The organism is Ulvibacterium sp., from assembly GCF_965248315.1.
GTDB lineage: Bacteria > Bacteroidota > Bacteroidia > Flavobacteriales > Flavobacteriaceae > Ulvibacterium.
This window is the reverse complement of sequence record NZ_CBDFIX010000002.1, coordinates 2742032-2761052: the sequence shown is the minus strand read 5'-3', so window position 1 is coordinate 2761052 and position 19021 is coordinate 2742032. Positions and strand designations below refer to the sequence as shown.

General features: G+C 42.7%; 6 protein-coding genes. 1 reads left to right on the top strand and 5 read right to left on the bottom strand.

Annotation, left to right across the window (positions count from 1 at the left end):
• The first annotated feature begins 53 nt into the window (after positions 1–53).
• Complete coding sequence (locus ACP2AF_RS13525; RefSeq protein ID WP_425236682.1) at positions 54–3635, top strand: VCBS repeat-containing protein; 3582 nt, start codon at positions 54–56, stop codon at positions 3633–3635.
• Between the two features lie 9 nt (positions 3636–3644).
• Here ACP2AF_RS13525 and ACP2AF_RS13520 read toward each other — a convergent pair whose 3' ends face one another.
• The 5 genes from ACP2AF_RS13520 to ACP2AF_RS13500 all read right to left on the bottom strand — a co-directional run bounded on the left by ACP2AF_RS13520 (position 3645) and on the right by ACP2AF_RS13500 (position 19020).
• Positions 3645–5135: a sulfatase family protein gene (locus ACP2AF_RS13520; RefSeq protein WP_425236681.1), complete on the bottom strand. Its 1491-nt coding sequence runs from the start codon at positions 5133–5135 to the stop codon at positions 3645–3647.
• A gap of 26 nt (positions 5136–5161) precedes the next feature.
• Positions 5162–6823: a glycoside hydrolase family 9 protein gene (locus tag ACP2AF_RS13515; protein WP_425236680.1), complete on the bottom strand. Its 1662-nt coding sequence runs from the start codon at positions 6821–6823 to the stop codon at positions 5162–5164.
• A 160-nt stretch (positions 6824–6983) separates the two neighbouring features.
• Entirely contained in the window at positions 6984–7706 is a 723-nt protein-coding gene (locus ACP2AF_RS13510) for a dienelactone hydrolase family protein (RefSeq protein WP_425236679.1), read from the bottom strand.
• A 260-nt stretch (positions 7707–7966) separates the two neighbouring features.
• Complete coding sequence (locus ACP2AF_RS13505; RefSeq protein WP_425236678.1) at positions 7967–10126, bottom strand: FG-GAP repeat domain-containing protein; 2160 nt, start codon at positions 10124–10126, stop codon at positions 7967–7969.
• 323 nt (positions 10127–10449) lie between these two features.
• Entirely contained in the window at positions 10450–19020 is an 8571-nt protein-coding gene (locus ACP2AF_RS13500) for a T9SS type B sorting domain-containing protein (protein WP_425236677.1), read from the bottom strand.
• Position 19021 lies beyond the last annotated feature (1 nt).

Here is a 19021-nt window from a genome sequence, read left to right as displayed (position 1 = left end):
CGTCTTCTTGCATCTTTGTATGCTGACCGCTTTAGACCTGAACAATAAATATAATGAAGAATTTAATTTCTAGTAATTCCATATTTTCTGGAATTGTACTCCTTATACTTCTTACCTCCTGCGGACAAAAGGATTCTTCCCCTACCCTTTTTACAAAAATTGAACCTGTGCAATCAGGGCTTCATTTCAATAATCAACTTGTTGAGAACGATTCTATAAATATCATTGATAACGAATTCGTATACAACGGTGCCGGAGTGGCTTTGGGGGATTTAAATGGAGATGGGCTGGATGACATTTTTCTTGCCGGAAATCAAGTGGACAACAAACTGTTCCTAAATAAGGGCAATCTAAAATTTGAGGACATTTCCCAAAAAGCCCAAATAGGGAAGCCGGATTCACTTTTCTGGTCCTCTGGGGTATCCATAGTAGATGTTAATGCAGATGGCAAAAAGGATATCTATGTTTGCAACACCTTTTATAAAGATTCGTTGCGCCGAAGAAATCTGCTCTATATCCATCAAGGAACCAACGACAAGGGTATGCCCATATTTAAGGAAATGGGTAAAGCCTATGGCATTGCGGATCATACCTATTCATCCCATGCACAATTTTTTGATTATGATAATGATGGCGATTTGGATTTGTTTATTGGCGTAAATCGGATTGAAGGTATCGACCCTACTGAATTTCGTCCTTTGGAAGACGATGGTACTTCGTTGAGTAGGGACAAACTTTATGAAAACCAATGGAACGACAGTCTACAGCGCCCGTATTTTGTTGATGTTTCCGAAAAAGCGGGTATCCGTTACCATGGTCATAGTCACAGTACTTTAATCAACGATTTCAACGAAGATGGCTGGTTGGATATTTATGTCGCCAATGATTTTTTGAGCAATGACCTGATGTATATCAATAATCAGGATGGCACATTTACCAACCGCGCTGGAGAGGTCTTTCAGCATTTTAGCCTTTCCTCCATGGGCAGTGATGTGGCGGATATTGATAATGATGGGCGCATGGACATTTATACCACGGAAATGCAACCTTATTATAATAAACGCAAAAAATTATTTCAAGGCCCTAGTAGTTACCAAAAGGAAATCTTTACAAGAAAGTATGGATATGAAAGCCAATATGCACGTAATACAATGCAATTGAACTTGGGTATCAATCCAGAAACCGGGGTTCCTATTTTTGGGGATATGGGAATGTATGCCGGCGTCCAGGAAACAGATTGGAGTTGGGCGCCCCTTTTCGCCGATTTGGACAATGATGGTTGGCAAGACCTATTTGTTACCAACGGTTTTCCAAAGGATGTAACCGATCGGGATTTTGGGGATTTTAGGGTAACGGCCAGTCGTTTGGTAAGTAAGGAAGCCTTGATTGCTGCTATTCCGGAGATAAAAATTCCAAATTTTGTTTTTAAAAACCAAGGAGATTTAGGTTTCAAGGATGTAACCCAGGAATGGGGCCTAAACTTCGGTACATATTCCAGTGGAGCGGCCTATGGTGATTTGGATAAGGATGGCGATCTGGATTTAATCATCAACAATATTAACGAACCGGCCCTATTGTTGAGAAACAATCTAGATCAGATAGCTTCAGACCTTAATTACCTTCGTACGCAGTTGATCGGAAAAAAAGAAAATCCAGCAGCCATAGGTGCTATAGTGGAACTTTATGCGAATGATGCAATTCAAAAGAAGTCCGTCCTCTCGGGACGCGGTTATCTTTCGCAACCGGAAAACATACTGCACTTTGGATTAGGCAATGCTTCGGTAGCCGATAGTATCATTATTCATTGGCCCGGAGGAGGTAAGCAAAAGTTAACAAATATTAAGGTCGATACACTTCTACAAGTAACTTATAATACTTCCGCTTTGCAAGTAGGTGATACAAAAGAAAAAATTGGAAAGATTGATTTTCAAGAAGTGTCCAAAAACTATAATCTTGATCATTTAAGTGAGGATCATGATTTTATTGATTTTAATTTTCAGCGGACCCTTCCCCATAAATTTTCACAATATGGACCTTCACTGGCCATTGGTGATGTCAACAATGATGGTTTGGAAGATATGTTCGTGGCTGCAAGTAGAAAATTCAAACAGAAATGGTTTTTGCAACAGAAGGATGGTACGTTCAAACAGAGCGAAGTAACTTATAAAAAAGATGCTGAATTGCAGGAGGAAGATGCAGGGACATTACTTTTTGACGTTGATAACGATGGTGACCTAGATCTATACATCGCCAGAGGATGCGGACAATACCCTACCGGGCATGAATTTTATAAAGATGTACTATTATTAAATGATGGAAAGGGCAACTTTACGGAAAGTGAAGAGTCGCTACCGAATATTACTGCAAATTCCTCTGCAGTTAAAGCCGCGGATTATGATAGGGACGGTGACTTGGATTTATTTGTAGGGAGTAGGGTTTTACCTTTTTCCTATCCCATGGCAGATCGTTCTTACATTTTGCGAAATGAGAGTACAAAGGGTAATCCAAAATTTGTTGATGCCACCAAGGATGTTTTCCCTGAAACTAATCCAGGATTAATAAGTGACGCCCTTTGGACAGATTTCAATGGTGATTTCTGGCCAGACCTGATTTTAGCAGGAGAATGGATGTCCCTTCGTTTTTTTAAAAATGAAAATGGAAAACTGGTAGAAGTCACACAGGATACAGGCATAGCTAACAACCTGGGCTGGTGGAACAGCCTTGCGTCAGCTGACCTGGACAATGATGGCGATATGGATTATATTGCCGGAAATTCCGGGAAAAACATATATTTCAAGGGCAGTGTCGAGGAGCCTGTTCGAGTATATGCCAAGGACTTGGATGATAATGGCACTATAGATCCCCTAATTTCCTATTACCTTAGGGATAGCATAGGTACAAGAAAAGAGTACTTATACCATCCCTGGCAAGATGTTACCAAACAATTTGTAGGTATTCGTAAAAAATTTAATTCATTTGGGGCTTTTGGGGAATCTACGCTTCCTGAAATGTTTTCGGATGGACTTTTGGATGATGCCACAGTTTTATCCTTTAACTATATGCAATCCTCCTGGGTAGAAAACCTTGGGAACGGAAAGTTTGAAATCCACCCACTGCCTACCGCCGCACAATTGGCTCCTATCTTTGGAATAGTACCAAAACACCTAGATGATGATAATTTTGTCGATCTATTGTTAGTGGGTAACGATTATGGGATGGAAGTACAGCAAGGTCCTGCTGATGCCCTTGTTGGTTTAGCTCTTAGAAACACCGGAAAAGGAAATTTTAGGCCCATTGCCTTGGAGAAAAGTCATTTCCTTGTACCTGGTGATGGAAAAAGTTTGGTTACCCTTAATATCAACAACGAGAAAATGCTTGTGGTAGCTTCCCAAAACAATGATTCCCTGCGAGTTTTTGAGCCCAAGCAAAGGTTGTTCAAGAGGTTATTACGGCTAGAGCCCAACGAGGTAAGGTCTCAAATTAAGTTCAAGGATGGTTCCCAAAATGTTCAAGAATTCTATTGGGGCGATACCTTCCAATCACAATCCAGCAGAACTTTAACAATCAATGCCAATGCCACAGAAATCCGTATTTTCGATGCCCAAGGAAAGGAAACACGGAAAATTGCTTTTTAAAGGTTTCCCCTAGTATTCATTTTCATGCTTATAATCCCCGTACCGATACTTAACGGTTCGTTTTAAAGGTATATTCATCCCGCCTGTTTGCTCTTGCCAATCATAGATGGCCGAGGCCATGGATTTTACAATTTCCTGCTTGTCCGGATCCGCTATGAGATTATACATTTCGTCTGGATCATTTTCCAAATCGTAAAGTTCATTCCTATCCCATATTCCTTGATATTTTATGTACTTATATTTATCGGTGCGCATCCCAAATACCGTTGGGGTCATCGGAAAGTCATATTCCCAATAATATTCGTAAAAAACTTCCTTTCGGGAAGACGCATCCGTATTTCCGGTTAAAATGGGGACAAAGGAAACACCTGGCATATAGTCTGGTTTTTTTACTCCGGCAACATCAAAAATCGTCGGTGCCACATCAATATTTTGTACCATTTGCTTGGGAGTTTTCCCCCCTTCGAATAATTCCGGACAACGTACCAACAATGGAACTTTAACAGATTCTTCATAAAAATGACGCTTATCGATCAAACCATGCTCGCCCCAGCTAAAACCATTATCACCCATGTAGATTACAAGGGTGGACTCATCCAGGCCTTCTTTTTTCAAGTATTCCATGACAGTGCCAACACTTTCATCAACTCCCAGAAGCGTTTCGCAATAGTCCACCACCATTTCGTGTAAATCTCGGTTGTCATGATACATAAAGTCCACACCATGCCAGCTTATACGTTGATCCGCGACCCATTGTGGCCACTTGAGATCTCTATATGCTCCGGTCTTGGTCTGGTCATAGGTTTTGGGCAAGGCAATTTTCTTTCCCTTATACTTTCCCTTATGACGTCTAGCCGGTTGAAAACCCGCATGTACCGCTTTATGGGATAGATATAGAAAAAACGGTTTCTTTTTATCGCGTTTCTCTAGCCAATCCACGGCATGTTCGGTCAACAAATCAGTAATATACGTTGAGTCCTTATAGGCTACTCTATTCCCGTTGATATTCAAGGTAGGGTTATAGTATACACCTTGTCCGGGAAAGCTCTCCCAATGCGAAAATCCGGGCTGCGGCTCATCTCCATGATCTCCCATATGCCATTTTCCAAAAAATCCGGTCTGATAGCCCGCTTTTTGTAAGTGTTGTGGAAAATAGGTAAGGTTTCCCGGATCTGGTGCTTGGTTATCAACAATGGTATGGGAGTGTGAAAACTGTCCCGTTAAAATGGACGCTCTACTTGGAGAACACAATGAGGTAGTTACAAATGCGTTGGGCAAATAGGCGCCCTCGGCGGCCAATTTATCCATGTTGGGTGTTTCCAACCAAGGTACTTTTCCTGTAAAACCCATATAATCATACCTATGGTCATCCGTAAGAATAAAGATTACGTTGCGAGGTTTCTTTTTAATTGGTTTTTTAGGGTCGATATTAGCGAAGGAAATTGCATTATTCAATATCAAGGTCAAGAAAAAGCTGCTAAAACAAATTGTTTTTTTCATGTGTTCAAATCTATCAATTTAGTCTTCTATTTCGATTCCTGTTCTAGGAAACCCAGTACATAGGTCATAGGCGCATTCCAATTTAGGCAGATCTCATTGCTGGCATAACTGGGTTCTTGATCCACCCAGCTCTTCATTGGTGCAGGATTTTCAGGATAAATCGTTCCTCCAACCACATCCTGCAAACGACTATTGGGGCCACCCGACAACAGACCCGGTACCGGCTCTGCCACACCATCGGCAGCACTTTGCCGATGATGGATGAACATTGGAGTTTTGTCCCCAAAACCTGTAAGGTAACTTACTCCCATGGCATTATTACCAAGAACATAGTCCATGGCCTGTTGTACCCCGACCAAATAATCATCCTTCTTTTCCAATCTATAGGCTTGGGCCATTATCATAGCAGCGTTTAGCACATCGCTATTGGACCCCCAATGAAAATCATCAACAGGTTGAAAATAATCCATTTTTTTTGCTTTTTCAACCAACCCATCGGCAGACTTGGTAATTCCATTTTCTAATCTTTGATACAAATCCTGCGGAGCCACTTCCTGATTCTCCAAAAGCGAGAACATCCCTAAAAAACGCATATATGCGGTCCAACTTTCTCCTGGCCTGAATTCAAAATCAATCGAATCTGTCCTTAAATGATCAAGGTAGGAAGAATCTTGTGTGGAAATGAAAAGTTCCGCAACCGCCCAAAACCATTCATCATCAAAGTTGGTATCGCCATATTGTCCGGTGGATATGTCTTCAGGATTTGCAAATTCAATTCCAGGATTGTTCAAGGCCCAAGCATAGGCCCGCTTTGCGGCCTCTAAACATGTTTTTGCGTATTCGGCATCCATTTCCTTGAAAATGCGATAGGCCTGTGCAGCACATGCAGAAAAATCCAAAGTAGCTGCGGTTCCCTTGCCAACAATGTAGCGCTGGCTGATAGCTTCATGGGGCATTACCATAGGCTCAAACTTCTTCGTCGTAAGTTTGTGGAACAATCCACCGTCGGCATCCTGCATTGTTAAGAGCCAATCCATTTCATATTTTAATTCATCCAGATAATCGCTGATACCATTTCCGCTCTCAGGAATATTAAGCTCTTGATCCTTTATGGTGTTGGGATATTGCTCCTCCAAAAGAAACAACTGTCCTAGGGGAAAACTGCCGTTAACTACATATTTATTGTAGTCCCCGGCATCATACCACCCTCTTGGTGAATACAAAAAGCCTTTTGTCCTTCCACTTGAGGGATGAAAAAGCAAACTGTCGTCAGGGTGTGCCATGGGTCTATGCCATTTATCGGCATGTTCTTCTCTCAGCGGTATGCCTGCCCTCTGGTAATAGAGTCCTTTTATAGAGCCTAAAAAGACGCTGTCCAAAACATTCTTACGTATTTCAAAAGGGTACGAATATCCTACTCCTTCAACGAGTACCATATAGGTTCCTTCATCTTCAATATCACTAAAATCGGCAATACGAACGGTTTCCCCCGCCAATTTCCAATCCTTGGTTTGCGAAAGCTTTCCGGTAAAGATTACCTCCATCTTATCCTTGTCCACTATCTTGAATTCCTCTTTCCCTTCTTCACTGAGAACAGTGGCCCTTTTTAATGCTGCAGGATAATAACCTACCTGGTTCAATCGGATATTTGGAGTATACGTATGAGCGAAGGGAGTTATAGAATCCATACATGAAAAAGCAAGAAACAATAGTACTGATGATAAAAAAACAAGGGTCTTTCTAAATCGGTTATCGTTCATATCAATACTAGATGAAAAAAGTTCAAAACAATCAAAGCAAAAATATTCAAAACTAAAAATCACTAATGGCAGAAATACTTTTTCAATGTTATTGGTCGTTTCTATCTTGTTCTATAAACCATTCGTACAACTCTTCGGTACTATACGCCTGAATCCATGAATTATGGCCTACCCCTGGATAACGGGTAAACCGGATATCGTGTCCCATTTTCTTCAAGGCATTGACCATGTCCTCCGATTCCGATATAGGAATGGATTTATCTTCCTCACCATGGAATACCCATATGGGCATTTTTTTATCTATCCAAGAGGCATAGGGTACCGGGGTCATTCCACATACAACGGCCATAGCGGCAAATTTCTCGGGATATTGTACCGCCATTTCCCAAACCGCACCTCCACCTCGACTGAGGCCGGTCAAATAAATTCTATTCTTATCAACTCGGTTGTTGAGTACTATAGAGTCCAACAATTGATTTACGGCCCGGACGTTCCACCATTTTCTTTTATGAGGATTTTGGGGGGCCAATATTAAAAACGGAAACTGTTTTCCTTCCACAATTAGCTTCGGAGGTCCATTCTTTTTTAAGGTCTGCAGGCTATCCCCGGATTCACCACCACCATGAAGAAATAACAACAATGGAAACTCTTTATTGGGATTGGATTCATAACCTTCAGGGTAATAGAGATAGTAGCTTAATTTTTCCTTGGTAACTGTCTCCTGCTCCGCATCTATCAGCAACGATTTGGACTGGGCCCTACAACCCTGTAAGCATAACAGGCTCAAAATTAGGTAAACACTTTTTTTCAAAATATTTTTTTCACCAAGTTTAATTTATCCGATTCTTTAAGACAAAAAAGTCCATAGGGCGAATAATCCCGATATCGAAAAATGTCTGTATCATCATCCCTAGATACGTCAAAACTTATATATGCCCACCAGTTTTCGGAACGGGGCACAACTTTAGGCGGCATAAGTGCTGGTTCTTTTATTTTGGACTCAAAAACCACCTCCTCCTTTTTCCCTTCCTATTATTACTGAGAACACAGCCATTTTTTTTCACTATGTTTCTATTTATGGTTGTTGATCAATTCATTGATGTGTTTTGAGATCCGTTGATGCCTTCCTTTGTCAGTAATTGCAAAATTTGTCATTCCAACGATGAATGAATTTTTTCCCTCCAATAAAGGTGTAGTATTTTCACCTCGACCAAATCCAAAGACTGTCATCCCATCCTTACTCTCCGCACCCCGTTCAGTATTGCCAAGATACGACATCATATCCATATGCTCGTCCTGATCAATCTGCGTCACAAAAAAAGTGGTTTCCAATCCTTTTTTATTAAAATATGCCCAACGAAAGTTGTTAAAATCGATCTCGCCTTTATAAAAGTCCGGTATTCCGGAGCTTGGACCGGAAACATCCGTTCCATAGGTGGAAACTTCCGGTTTAAATAATCCTCCTGGCGTTCCTTCGTACAAAAACCAATAGGGTGTGTTATCCGTTTTTAAAACCTCCAAAAAGGCGTAGTTCTCAAAAAAAGTCCATTCCCATTCCCAGAACCCACTTTTTGTCCTTGTCCTGATTTTATTTTCAGATACTATCTCCGAGACACATTTGTCATGTCCCGGGTGACCTGCCCCTTTATCTTTATCCGATTTGAACACCAGATTGGGCAATCCCCTGAAGGCGGATGCTGCGGAAGCAGGGTATTGATCCCAAGGTTCGGTCTTGTAGCCCACCCAGTCATTCCCATATTTATCCAATATTCTGGAAAACCCTCCACCAGCTTTATCAAAATAATAGGTGGCCCCATTGGTATGCACAACATAGTGTGGCCTACCTTCATACATACTATGTGATATACTAACATTGTTCTTCGCTTGATTTAGGAGATTGTAGTTGTCCTTTTGACCATCTTTATGGAAGGAGTCCTCATTACTGGAATGATCCAATTCTCCATCAGCACGCTGCAATTTCCCGTAATCTCCAACGCTATCTGGAAACCTTTGATGTTCCTTGGGTAACATGTCCAACTTAGAGGACTTTATGGCTTCATTTCTCCAAACATGCATATATTTATGTTGGTCCCAACCTGCACCTATGATATCCAAATCGCCATCATTGTCCAAGTCCACAAATTGGGTACCCAAATGATTTTCCTTTCCAGTATCTATTACGGTCTGTGAGAAATTTCCTTTGCCATCATTTTTCCACAATTGCAGTTCCAGATTCTCTCCCTTGTGTTCAGCAGTAAGCAAATCAATATCCCCATCTTGATCTAGGTCCGTAATATCCAAATTGTTGATGGAGTATTGGGTAACAATCCTGTTACGTTCCCAATTCTTTAAATTCTGTTGGGCGAACCACCAAAAATTAGCGTCTGGTTCCAATCCGGGATAGCGTTCCTCCGTTACAGCGATGTCCGTCTTCCCATCCCCATTTAGGTCAGCTATTTCCACTCTATCTATGGGATGTTCACTCCGACCCACTATGGTCTCTTTCCACAGTGTTTCAATATTTCCCGGATTTTCATACCAAACCAAAATTTTTGGCTCATCTTCACCATCCGGTCTTCTGCCAGCGGCAATATCCAAATCGCCATCCCCATCTATATCTCCTACTCCAATCCCTTCATCCGAAGTGTTTTCACAAATCATCTTCACTTTCCAATCTACGGTACTGGCGTTGGCCTCTAGTATTGAAATGGCATAAATATTTCCATTCCCGGCAATAACAAATTCTGAGCGTCCAGTAGTAACTAGATTTGCTTTTTCAAAACCTTGACTATTTACGTGGCTCGTAGCCGGTACCTGCCCAATCAACTGTCTTTTAAATCGTGTTCCCTCGGTGTTAAGGGCTTCATACCAATATAAATTCGGTAAAGCCATTGCTATGATATCGCCGTAGGGGTCGCCGTCCACGTCCATATAAAGAATGGCATCTACATTGTCATCCAAAACTGTCCGTTTCCAATGCCCTTCCATTCCCTTTCCAGGATTGTGATATATATACCTTCCGGATACAATATCAAGATTACCGTCATTGTTTACATCCCCAGCATCCAATCCGAAGTACCGCAGCCAATTGGGTTCGTTCCAATCGCCCCACATCTGTTTTGTGCTATCTATTTGGATATACGTCCATCCATCGAGAATATCTTGCTGGGCCAAGGAGCTCGTAGCGCTAACGAAAGTACAAAGGATTAAAATGTATTTTTTGATTTTCATTGGATGGATTCTAATAATGTTGTGTCTTGAATACCGTTTAATCTATATTCTCCCATAACTGGTGGGAACTTCCTTGCTCATAGAAGGTATTTGAAAAAACATAGTATAGCAATATCCTAATTGAACAAGTTCAGGGACACGGCCAAATACGCCTTATCATTTTTTAAACTATTCTGAAAGTTCAAAAAATGAAAATACTAAAAACTACCTTGGAAGCTTGATATCATTTTATCAAATTAAGATACAGAAAAATAAGAATAAAAAAGACGGGTACCTTAAAGTGCCCGTCTTAGATTCGGTTTTCGTGCGTTTACCGAAGGGTGCTATCTGTATAGCGTGAAGTGTCCTACGTAACGTGTACTTCTGGCATCATTTTGATTTACCACATACCAGTAATCCCCAGTTGGAAGTTCACTACCTTCATAGGTGCCGTCCCAGTTCTTTACTTGATCCAGAATAGCTACAACACGGCCATATCTATCATAAATCTTAACTTCAATATTAGGGAAGAATTCCCGCCCATTGATTACCCAGAGGTCGTTATTGTTATCCCCATCCGGGGTAAAGAAGTTCGGGATTTCCAACATCCCAGTAAACAAGAATGGAATAGGAACTACGGCCACACAACCATTTTGATCTACGACACGTACTTCTACGGTACCGCTTACATTAGTGGTGTAGATGTTTTCTGTTCCGTAGGATTCACCATCGAAAAAGAATTCATATCCGCCAAAACCTCCTTCCGCGGTGGCGGTAATTTCATCAGGTCCAGTTTTTACTGCAGTAAGCGTCAATGGATTATAGGCATCGATACTAAACTCCACAAAATTGGTACAGCCATTCTCGTGGTAGATGTAGACGGTATGATCTCCAGGAGGTAAATCGCCCCATGTTCTTGTGGCATCAGCTTGAGTGATATCATCCACATCCAAAGCAAACAATAACCTTGGCAACAAACTGCTATCCTGCATTTCAACCGTGGCGGTACTATTGGGAAAAATTCCCTCACAGCCATATTGCACTATCGGTTCCGCAGTAAGATCTACTCCAATACCAATAGTAAATACGTCCGAAGTATCACATCCATTAGCATCCTGAATGTATAAGGCATACGAAGCACCGCCTTGAAGGTTTTGGATAATTCCTCCATCATATGGTGCAAATACCCCGGTACCCGTTTCATTTACAGGGTCTATCATTTCAATCTTGTATTCAAAATAGGGCGTAGGACTTATTAAAGGATCATTAAAGGGTGTTCCTCCAACAATGTTGAACACCACGGTACCGTCATTGGCTCCGATACAAAGTTCAGGTGTGGTCTGCAAATTACTTATCTGCAAAGTAGGTGGTTCCATTACGGATATGACATCCTTTTCAAAACAACCATTTTCGTCCTGAATTAAAATCTCATAATCCCCAACTGCCAATTCATCGAATGTATATATGCCCGGAGTCGCTGGATCACTAAAGAATTCATTAAAATTCGGTTCTATAGCAAATTGTATCAAGCCTACTCCACCGCTAGTCACCTCAATAGTAACTGTTCCATCTTCCTCACCGCTACAGGTAACCGGTGTAGAATCTGCCGTAAATAGTATAGGTTCCGGTCTAACAATTTCAAACGGACCGGCTATGTCGCTACAACTAGCTCCACTGGTTACAGCAATATAATAATCCGTACCTTCCGGCAGACCTTCAAAAGTACCGTTTGCCTGTGGTCCTCTAAATAAAGTTGCCGTAGCTGCCGGACTAAAGGCATCCTGTGGATCACCATTATACAAATAGAACAAGTCGTTACCCACTCCGCCGTTGACAAACGATTCTATCCTACCATCCAATTCAGAAGCACAGGAAATATCGTCCGGTAGATTGGGTAATAAGGTAATTCCCGTAGCATCGGTCATGGTAATCCCATTGGAGCGGACGGCCAAACAAGTATTGGCCGCATTCTTTTTACGGACATCAAATTGATAGGTGATTCCGGCATCTCCGGGAAAACGCTGCGAAGTACCCGTCATATCTTGATAAGGACCAACGACGACACCATTTTCAACAGGTTGAAATTCGTATATAAATAGGGGGTCAGGATTTTCTATTCTTAATTCTATTTCTCCTTGACCACCACAACCCGGTACTCTGGTCTGTACCAACCTAGGTTCCACGGGTGGGGGTGGGCTTACGAAATAGGGAGGTGTCACAAAAATACAATCGTAACTGGAAGATACCTCGATAGCGTACCAACCGCCACTAATGAAACCGCCACTAGCCCCAATGAAAGTTGGTGAGCTTTGCAAACCACTTGTGGAAACTATATCTGTATTATCATTACTATTCAAATACAACAATCTATAGTTATATCCAGCACCAGCTACCCCACCGGTTGCACCTGCAATTGCGGTAGAAGCATCTCCGGTGCTAGGGTCGAAAGCTTCCAAAATGGCATTATTACCGTTAGGACAGACCAAGGCCTGAGGTTCTCGAATACCAGCATCTATCTGCGGAACTATAGGTAGATTGATATCGAAAGTATCCGTACAATTTTCAACGTCTTGTATTTCTACCCTATAATTGCCACTGGACAAGTTCTGAAAATCACTATTGGCAGAAAAAGGCTCTACCTCTTGGTAGCCAGAACCATCATCCCGTAATAAGCGGTATTGGTAAGGAGAAGAATCCCAGCCACCGGTCCCTGTAGCTTCTATTCTACCGGTATTATCATTACAACTCACGTTGCCAATTTCTAGGGCGGTTACATCCAAAGCACCGTTTGGTGTGCGTATTGTGGCCGAATTGCTATCCGAAGAACAGAAAGGCATGGCTATTGAAATTACTTCTACAAAGAAATTTCCACCGGGAAGTCCCCCAATGATTTCAGGGTTATTGGTCGTATCCAAAGTTCCTGTAGCCAATATGGTAGTCTTGCCCGGATCACTTCCACTATATACATTATAGGTGTATTGTCCTGTGTAGTCTGTCACTTCAATGGAAAGTTCTCCATCACTCGCACCAAAACAGCTGATGGGTTTCGCCTCCGCGATAAGCGCAGTGGGCTCAATAGGTTCGTTTACAGTATGCACAGGCATAGGGTAAGCACAACCGCCTACATTATCCTGAACCTCAAATAAATAATCTCCGGTTGCAGGCAAGAATACATCCACGTAATCATTGCCGGGCGTATTTGTCCATGGGCCGGCAGCAACAGCCGAAATTGCACTTACCGTGAAATCGGTGGTCCCAATTACCTGAATCCTTACGCGTTCATCATCCCTACAGTTTAAGGGGTCAATTTGAATTATAGAAGGGACTACCCCTGTAGGGGGATTAATGGGCGGCAGCGTAAACTCGTGCCTACATCCATTCCCATCAATGGCATATACCGTAATATTCTGAACCGAACCATTATCTACTATCTCAAAAGTATTTGAGGATTGATAATTGGAGTACCCGGTAATACTGTACTGATAACCACTACCAACTGTTCCCGGATCAACCACTGTAGCCGTTATGGTAGTGGAACTGAACCGATTTGCACCTGGTTCACAGGCAAAGTCCGGAGCACTGGCCGTAATGGAAAAAACGGGAGGTTCGTCTATTTGAATGTTAGGAGCAGTAACCGTACAATTTCGGTCGGAACGGACTACCACGTCGTAAGTTCCCGGAGCAAGTCCGGTGAAGGACCCTGAACCGTTTTGTTGTATAATGGGTGTTGTTGTACCTGCATTATATAAAGTATACTCTATGGGGCCATCGGCATCGGTTCCAGGTGCCAATATGATATCAATACTTCCATCATCGGCTCCGTTACAGGATATATCATTTTCCAAAACCGCCCCTATTGCAGGCACTATAGCTTGGTCCAGATTAATATTGTTCACGGTAAAGAAACAGAAGATGGAACCATCAAATACGATATTATCCGTTACGGTAACCTGATAGCTACCGGGTAGCATATTTGTAAAAACCGGGTTGTTGGTCTGAGAGATATTGACTCCGCCCCCTAGATAATCTGTTCCCGTAAGGTCGAAATCAAAATCTCCACTTCCCCCAATTGTGGAAATGGTAATTACGCCATCTGCGGCATTACATGTGGAAAGCGTTGAAAACCCACCCGAAGCCGAGAGGAATTCATAAACGGTTGCAGTGCCTTGACTTGAACAGCCATCCGCGTCCACAACATCCACAATATAATCCCCAGGGGTACTCACATTGAAGGTATATTCAAATAATGTACCTGCCCCGTTCAATACCCCAAATTGGGTATCTCCCCCAAGGGTAAATCTCGGAGTGTCTACTGTAGATGATACTTGTACAACAATATCAAATGAGGTGGAAGTAACGTCACATTGATTTTCTACTATAAATGTAGGTGTTGGCAATGCCGGTGATAAAGGGATAATCTCTGCAATGGCAAAAGAAGTACATCCACTGGAGTCCATAACGTAAACATCGTAATTTCCTGCAGGTCCTGTAAATGTTGTAGCCGTGTCAAAATCACCTGGGGTCGGTGCAACCGAGACCGGCATAAAGGCAAATGTGTACGGACCTCCGGCCCCACCACTTCCTTGTACCGTGATTGCCCCATCCGCATTACAGTTGGCAGGGGTAAGGTTTAAAATATCAATGGACGGCAAATTTTGGTCAATTATAACAGCTGTAGCATCCGTACAATTGTCCGTTAAATTGGTCACTATAATCTGATAGTCGCCCGGAAGTTGTAAAGTGTTGTCCACAAAAGGATCAGCAACTGTGGTCACAGGGTTGTGGAGATCTATCCGAGTACCATCACCGTTATTCAACAACTCGATTCGCAAATCGTCCCCAATGGCAAACCCGGTTACCGTATAAATAATTTCACCATTACGGTTTACATCACAAAATCCTGGTGTAGAGGTTGCCGAAACATCCAAGAGAGTTGGACCATCAACAGGGGGTATTTCAACCAAATACACACAATTGGTCCCTAAATCAGTAACCTCCACCGTATAGGTAACCCCATACTGTAATCCAGAGAAAGTATGCCTTCTTGGAGGAGAATTGGGGGTTACGGGTGGATTGGGATCATTCTCCAAACGAATTAGAAAATTAGGTCCTATACCTCCAATAATTTCGACCGTATTGCTAAAACCACTAACGTTACAAACTGGAACAACGGGATCCGGTACCACATCCAAACTGGTTTGGATAACTGTTACCGTATCCGTATCCCTACAACCTAGGGCATCTATGGTTACAACGGTATAGATTCCCGGTGCCAAATTGCTAAAAGTTTCACTAGTACTTGAGGTTGGGCCGATTCTGGATAGTTCAACCCCAAATTGATCCTGTAAAATATAAGTAAAATCTGGGGTACCTCCTGTTACATTGGTAACTTGAATACTACCTTCAACCACTCCAGTGGAACATGTTGCCAATACAGGTGATACTGCAGCATCTGGTGGTGGAGTACCGTCCAAGGGAATAAGAACCGATGCAGGAAGCGTTTCACACCCTCTGGCGTCCCTTACCACATAAGGATACGTATTTCCGGCGATAAGGTTTGAGAAGGTAGTTTGAGATCCAAAAGGCCCTCCATTAAAACTAATTTCATAAGGGGGAATGCCACTAGTAGCATCCGGAATTATAGTCACAATGCCATTATTGTTCTGCCCACAACTTGCCGGGGTAACATTAACGGTAGGTGGGTCAATGGAAACCGGCGGGTCAAGTATAACAGGTACAGATGAGGCAGTACATGCACTATTTGTTGTATTGTTATCGGATATACGAAATACATAGGTCCCAGGTATTGTGGTATCGTACAGGAAATTATTGGATGCCAATGGAATAGGAGCGCCAAAACTTACCCCATTATCCGAACTGACTTCATATTGTTTCGGACCGGCTCCAGAAGTGTAACCTCCCGTAACCACTACCCTAATTTGACCTGGTGCCCCTCCACAAGGAATTTCTGTTTCAATGCTCGCATTTACTCTTAATTGCGGATTGATGGTCATACTAACGGTATCGCTACAATTGTTACCATCTATTACCTCCACGGTATAATTACCAGGTGCTATTCCTGTAAATACAGGACTTGCCTGCAATGGGCCACTGTTGATTCTATATTGGTGACTCGCTAATGGCGCGGTACCTGCAGTAGAGGTAACGGCAACCGTAGCTCCCGGACCCGGCACATAGCAAAAATCTGAAGCAGCAGGGTCTAATGCCAATGTTGGCGCATCTATCGGGGTTAGGTCAAATTCAAAGGTAGCCGTGCAGCCTTCGGAATCTTCTACAATTAAAGTATAAACATCCAGTGGGTCCAAAGCATCTGTACCTTGGCTAAGATTTCCAAAAGTCGGTCCAGATTTTGGTCCTATTGTGGTAGCCCCGCCCGGATATATCAAGGTGTAACGATTACTACCCCATCCACCTGAAGGGTTGGCCACTACCCGCCCCAAGTTATTGTTAGCGCAGCTCATGGGTGTAATGGTACCCGTCAAGGTCAACAAGCTAGATTCCTGTATATCAAAGGAGGCCGTATCGGTACAACCCGTATCCACATCGGTTACGGTAATCGCATAGGTTCCTGCACCGGAAGGCGGTAAAATAACCTCCCCATCGTTCTGTGGTCCTCCAGTAAAGAGTCCCCCATTGATATCATAGGTATAGTTGTTGGTAAAGCCGTCTATCAAGAAAGTTCCTGAACCATCTGTTGCGCCATTACATACCCTTAAGTCTCCTCCAGATTTTACTCGGGCCCGAATAGAACTTATCAAGGCAGGACTAAATCCTTCCTGATAAATACAATTATTGGCATCCGTAATTTGAAAGATGTATGAAGTTGTTGTACTTAAACCAACAAAGGTATCGCTCGCCCCATTATCCAATGTTATGGGGCTTACTATGGAATAATTTACTATGGGAGCGTTGCTTGTGGGAACCAATTGAACGTCCGAAGTGCTGGTGGTACAGTTACTATTACTTTGTACAAAATCCAGGTCTGTAGGAGGATCTACATCCAAAATAGTTATTGGAGGAAGTGGCAAACGGCATCCTCCCCCATCTTCAATAATAGGGGTATAGGTACCAGGTACCAGACCCGGATAGGAAAGTGTAGCTGAAAAATTCAATCCATCTATACTGAATACATAACCGCTTCCAGAACCTCCGGAAAATGGGCCAACAAAATCTATTTGTCCACCATTTGTACCCCCGGAACCGTCACATGTACGATCCGAAATTTTTGTTGCGGAACCCACAATAGGTCCTACACCTGTTACTGTTATGCTATCCGGTGTACCATCATCATCGGAATCAATGTCCAAAATGCAATCAAATGTACCCTGTTGATAACGTACTTGAGGACTGTACGTCCCGTCCGGAACCGGTAAAACCGGATTTGTATCCCAAGGATCGCCCGGATCGGCTCTAAAGGAAAGATTATACCCATTGGCATCAATAACGTTTATATTTATTCGGTTTCCCCCATTGGTACAGTCACCATCCACTCCAGCGGCCGTAATATCTGGAGGGTCTAATTCTGCAACATTGGCGGAAGCATTTATTGTACATCCATTACTATCTGTAATAACAAAATCGTAAGTACCCGCGGTACTTACCCTAAATTCAGTTTGGGAATTGTAAGGATAGGGTACCGGGGTTGGTACTGGTGCAATTCCATTCACCGTAAAGGTATATGGAGGGGAGCCTCCGGTTGTACGGACAATAATAGGGATATCCGCAGGGCTACAGCTAGGGTCCGTATTAAAACTTTCATTTACCTCGGTGGAAGCATCCAATGGCGTAAGTCCATTACCAATAACTATAGGATTACCTCCTGTGTCCAAACTCTGTCTTGGTGGATCAATACCATTTAACGGATCGCCTGTACATTGCTGGGTTTCTACCTGTACGATGTAGGTACCAAAACCTACAGCAGAAAACGTATAGGGATTATCCGGTATAAAGGCCGTAAACTCCTGAGCTACACCACTCGAATTGAGCAAGGTATACTTGAAGGGGCCCGGAACATTGTTGGCCGTTACCGTTATGGTCCCGGTATCCCCTGCACAAAGGGCATCGGTAAAGGTCACGTCGATATCAATATCCAATTGATCAATAGTGATGGGCTGATATGGATATTCACACGTATTTGGAGTATTTCTTAATCGAGCCTTTACAATGTAGGTCCCTGGGGTTAAGTTATCAAAAATAGGCCCTTGCCATGGTCCAAACCCACTCCCGTTGTCTATACTGAATTCATAGGCACTGGAAAGATTGGTAACTTGAATTCTTCCCGGTACACCGCAGATAAAGTCGTTTTTTACAAAGGCTTGGGTAATGGTACTTTTCTTTACCTTGAAATAATAACTGGTACCATCGGCAACCACCCTAAACTCTGCCCCTGTTGTTGCCGGAATACTACTTGCCGCCAAATTGAAAGTAGCACCTGTACCTACTTGAGTATAACAACCCGTATTGGTATTTGGGCAATCCTCATTAATATCTGGTGAACATCCACCGTTGAGGATTTGCCAGGAAACAGAGCCCGGACTTCCGGACAGTGAAATTATTCTATCATCCGAATCCCCGCAAAGATTGAACCTTGCTACGGTTAATCCATTAGTACTACAGCCTACTTCCTCATCCGCCCCTTGGATAATAGTCATAAACATGGGAGGAGCAACTAATTCCCCGGAATTGGTATTCTTGGCATTGTAGGAGCCGGAAGTCTTAAGTGTAGAGGTTTCTATCTTGGAATTCCCTGTCTCTGGAGCAGGTTTTTCCAAAACGGACACAACTTCACTTATAAAACTATAAACTTTTGTATTTGCTATGGCCGATGTACATACTATTGACAGTGCTATCAATAGTAGGGCATACAAGGTATGCCGTGGTTTTCTTGGGAGCATA